2 protein-coding genes and 1 pseudogene are annotated in these 4,968 nt (G+C 30.3%); all 3 read left to right on the top strand.

Features of this window, described 5'->3' with window-relative positions:
- Nucleotides 1-2,362, top strand: a 2,362-nt coding sequence (locus Q1553_RS06840; protein WP_300842848.1) for a CDP-glycerol glycerophosphotransferase family protein, incomplete at its 5' end; no start/stop codon positions are given.
- A gap of 30 nt (nucleotides 2,363-2,392) precedes the next feature.
- On the top strand, nucleotides 2,393-3,298 hold the full coding sequence (locus tag Q1553_RS06835) for an FkbM family methyltransferase (protein WP_300675802.1): 906 nt from the start codon (nucleotides 2,393-2,395) through the stop codon (nucleotides 3,296-3,298).
- Nucleotides 3,299-3,389: 91 nt separating this feature from the next.
- Nucleotides 3,390-4,968 (top strand): annotated as a pseudogene (locus Q1553_RS06830) (hypothetical protein); the annotation flags it as partial.

Below are 4,968 nucleotides of genomic sequence, written 5' to 3'. Positions count from 1 at the left end.
TGATGGTAGCACCGACAATAGTGCAAAAATCATCAAAAATTATCAAAAAAGATTTCCAGAAAATATCGTCTATTTACATAAAGAAAATGGCGGACAAGCGAGTGCTAGGAATCTAGGGCTTCAATGGTTGCAGGAGAAACTAGGCTATCTTGAGGGGTCAAGTGCGGAAATCACTACGCCTTTGCAAGGAGGCGAAGCGGACGAAGCAATCCATAATCCTAGCTACAAGCCCATTTGGGTAACCTTTACCGACCCTGATGATTTCTTGGATAGAGATTATTTCTATGAAGTGGATAGGTTTTTAGGGAGAATCAAAGAAAGAATTGCTGTTATTTTTACTAATGTTATTATTTATTCTGGCAATAAATACATTAAACATCCGACTTCTTTTAAGTTTGAATCAGGTAATAAAATAGAATATATTAAAAATTTATATAACGAAGTTCAAAGCTCAACTGTCTCTTTATTTCTATTGTCTTCAATATATAAAAATAAACTTGTTTTTAATGAATCGGAAGCGTTTAAAAATAACTTTGAAGACGCTTTGTTTCTTTGGCAATATTGTGATTTCTTATATAAAGAGGGTAAAGTAGGCTTCTTAAAAACGGCTTTATATTATTATAGGAAAGGTCATAATTCTTCAACCTCTAATTTTTTAACCTCTATTTCAAACTTCTTACTCTTGCTGACGGAAATGCAGAAAATATTATCACAAAGGAAATCATTAGATTTATATTTTCAAAATTTTTGTCTTTATCAAAATTTTTGGATTATTAAGAAAGTTATTAATAACGATTCATTATTGTCAATAGATAATCAAAAACAAGAGTATTTGGATAAACTTAAAAAAGTTTTTTATTATATCAATACAGATGTTATTTTAAATTTTAATTTGGTTGGTTGTTGGTTTTATCATAAAGTTGGAATCTTAAATTGTTTTAAAGGCGAGCATCCACCCTATCAGCGATGCTATGTAGGGGAATTTGATTCAATAAAAAAGCAAGTTTTTGTAAAATATTTTACTCCAAATATTAATGAAATAGCAAAACTTTATTTAGATGGCAAAGAAATCTATCCCAAATATACAAAAATTATGAGGCATAATTACTTATCTGAAGTTTTTTGCTATGAAGTAAGACTTTGGATAGTAATCCCTCAAGATTTACAAAAACTTGAAGTCGTTATAGGAGATAAAAAAACAGAAATTATTTTCAAGGGAGATAATTTTGAAAGTCTTAACACAGAATTAATTTGGCAATCAATACCTCAAAGCAAAACAAATGGAATATGGGTTTTTATAGATCGTGACATAGAAGCCGATGAAAGTGCAGAGGTTTTATATCGTTATATTTCTAAGAATTATCCCAAGCAAAAGATTATTTTTGCTTTGGATAAGACTTCCCTTGATTGGAATAGGCTTCAAAAAGACGGATTTAATTTGATTGATTTCAATTCGTATAAATTTCCCTTAATTGCAAAAAAGGCAAATAAAATCATTTCTTCACACGCAGATCAATATTTTTTAAGATATTTTAAAAAATGTCATTTTATATTTTTACAACATGGAATCATTAAAGATGACTTATCGTCTTGGTTAAACCCCAAACATATCAATTTATTTAATGTTTCAACTAAAAATGAGTTTAATTCCATTGTTAATGATGGCAATAGGTATAAATTTGGCAAAAAAGAAGTCAAGCTTTTGGGTCTTCCTAGACATGATAGATTATTGCTCAATAGTCAAAAGATTGCAAAAATAAGACAAATTTTAATAATGCCAACTTGGAGGAGGTATTTAAAGATAGATGATTCAGAGGAAAAATTTATTCAAAGTCATTATTTTTTAAAATGGACATCCTTACTTAAGAATAAACAACTACAGGAAATAACCGCAATTAATCATTATTCTATTTTATTTTTCCCCCATATTAATGCACGTGAGAATTTTAATAAATACTTTTCAATTCCAGATTATATAAAACAAAATGGTAGAGATTGCGGACAAAGCCTTTCTAATTTATTTTGCGAATCTTCTTTGATGATTACAGATTATTCTAGTGTAGCTTTTGAAATGGCATATCTTAAAAAGCCTGTATTATATTATCAATTTGATGAGGAAGATTTTTTTAATCTTGAATATCATTCAGGACAGAGGGGATACTTTGATTACCGCAAAGATGGTTTTGGTCCTGTTGTTACCACAGAAGAAGAGTTGCTTAAAGAACTAGAGGTTTTATTGCAAAATGATTGTAAAGTCGGAGAACCCTACCAATCCAATATAGAGAATACCTTTGAGTTTAGAGATGGGAAATGTTGTGAGAGAGTTTATAGGGCAATATTAGAATTAGATGATGATTCATAATGTATATTAATAATCATGGGAGAATTTAAAATGGAAATTGAAAATATAGTAAATGTAGAGATTGATGCAAAACATAATCTGAAAATGTATCTACCCTACAAAGAGGAAGATTACATTCAAAGAACTATATGGAGAACTAAAAAACCTTATGAATTTGAAATGCTCAAAGATGTTTTAAAGAAACTCTCGATGGGGATTCAAGGAGGAATTTTTTTAGATTGTGGAATGAATATTGGAAATCATTCTTTATTTATAGCGGCAAATGGCTATCGTGTTATTGCTTTTGAGGCTAATCCAAAAATGGTTGAAATTGCGCAAGAAAGCGTAAGAATTAATCATTTTCAAGACAAAATATCTATTTTTGAAACAGGAATATCAGATAAATATGAAAAAGCTTATTTTCCGAGAGAATTTACAAATAATTTCGGTGGAATGTTCTTGGAATCTTGCAATGAAGATAAGCAAGATTTTATAGAATGTAGAACAATCGATAGTTATGACATACGAGAATTTGTTTCTGTAATGAAAATTGATGTTGAAGGTTGGGAATGTAAAGTAATTAGAGGAGCAAAAAAATTAATTTTCAAGAATCGTCCCATAATCTACGCTGAAGCAAACCATATTGATGACTTTGTTGAGTTAGACAATTTATTGTTTGAGTATGGTTATGTGCATTGGGGAGTTTTCGGCACAGCTCTTACGCATATGTATTATCCCAAAGAAAGATTGAATCTTGAGGATTTAATGGTAAAAAATATCTCCAATTCAGTATTGATACAATTTTATTTTTCACAACGATTTGAAAAGACTTTTATTCATTCTAGTCTTAAAAAGCTATGTGATTCTATTCCCACCCCCCCCCCAATAAAAGCAAAGAACAAGATGCTTACAAGGCTGGGCAGCAAAAAATCAAGAAACAACTCTCTTATCGTTTAGGGCATACTTTGGTTACCAGTTTAAGGTCATGGAAGATTTTTTTATTACCAATAATGCTATATAAAGACTACAAGGAATATAAAAATAACAAATGAATACTTCAACATTCCTTATTTCGGAACGTACAGATGGACTAGGAAGCAGACTAATCTCTTTGCTTACTACACTCTTTTTAGCTAAAAAACTAGGCGATATTCATTTAGCAAAATTTGTGTGGGAGGAAGGTCAGTTTTTAAAACAAAGGGAGCAGAATGTTAATTGGCAAGGCTCAAATGAGCAAAAAATTATAGGAGCGTCTTGTGATAAGAAAGAGAAAATCTTTTCTAAAAGATTTATAGAAAAATTTTATATTAAAGACTACGATAGAGGTTCTAGCTTAAATTTATGCCTTGGGCGACCTTTTCGGACTTTTAAGCAGTTTCAAGCAGCTTTTGAAAATCAACTTAAAGAAAGTTTTGTTTATGGTTTGAGTGATGTTTTTGGGGTTTTTTCTGATTTAACTCAACAAGATAGGGCAATTTTGTCTGAAACTTTCAAGGAAATTGAATTTTGTGATTCTTTGAGCATAATCATTGGTGAAGCAGAGAATCAAGCTAAGAATTTAGGCAATTTTTCTGCACTTCATGTTCGAAGTGGAGACACCATTTATGATTATTCCAATTTTCGCAAATGGAATATGGTAAGTGTTAAACACGCAACTTATGCAGAACTAGCTCTTAATATCGCAAAAAATTTAAAAGGAAAAGTTGTTTTAGTTGGTGATGATGTTACATCTTTGCGAAAAATCGTAGAGATTGCTAATCAAGATAATATCCTTTTTATTGAAAATTTCAAATCAAATCGAAACTATTCTAACATTGAAAATTTTCTTTTTGATATTATTTTTATGTCTCGAGCAAAAAGATTGTATGGCACGCACTCTGCTGTTGTGAGATTAGCTCATTATATTGGTAATCAAGAATTTATTAATAATTATTCTGTTTTTTCTCCAATAGAACAATACGAGTTTTTACAAAGAGATTATTCTAGTTTGAACTTAAGTAAATCACAAAAGGCGTTTTCCCTTTTTCATAAAATGATTTTATGTGAGGAAGTCGGAGGAGACACAAAATGCCTAATCTCTTATGCAAAGGAAGCCATAGGATTAGATTCTGCAAATCCGAAATTTAAGATTTATCTATTAAAGTATTTGATATTGCAGGATTTAAATCTAGCAAATAGTCAAGCAAAAGAGTATTTGCAAGAAAAAGATTTTTTTGATACATTATTTGTGAAAAGTGAAAATTGGTTTGGCATTGCTTATGCTCCTTTATTCCCAAACTTTACTAAACAAATCGTAAGCGAATATGCTAATCTATCCTATATTGCTTCTAAAATTTGTGAATTCCAAAAGAATTTTGAACAAACTCTAAAATTTGCTATAAAATCCTATGAAAAAGAACCTCAAAATGAAATGTTTAAAGAGCATTTGTTTAATGTATTGCTCCAAAAAGAAAAAGAAAAGAGCAGCCTAAACAAGCTAGCACTGAAAAAGTCATCAAAGAACAACCAAGTCCCTAGTATCTATCTCATAACCGCAAAACACAGAATCCACAATCATTTAGCCTACAAACTAGGCTCTGCAATGATTCTAAACTCTAAAAGTCTTTGGGGATATATACGAATGCCTT

Source organism: Helicobacter sp. UBA3407 (genome assembly GCF_949747025.1).
GTDB classification, from domain to species: domain Bacteria; phylum Campylobacterota; class Campylobacteria; order Campylobacterales; family Helicobacteraceae; genus Helicobacter_D; species Helicobacter_D ganmani.
The sequence above is the reverse complement of the archived record's forward strand: the minus strand, read 5'-3'. Positions and strand labels throughout refer to the sequence as shown.

Coding starts and splice junctions, on each gene's coding strand:
- Q1553_RS06835 (WP_300675802.1), top strand. CDS start 2,393: ATGGAAATTGAAAATATAGTAAATGTAGAGATTGATGCAAAACATAAT.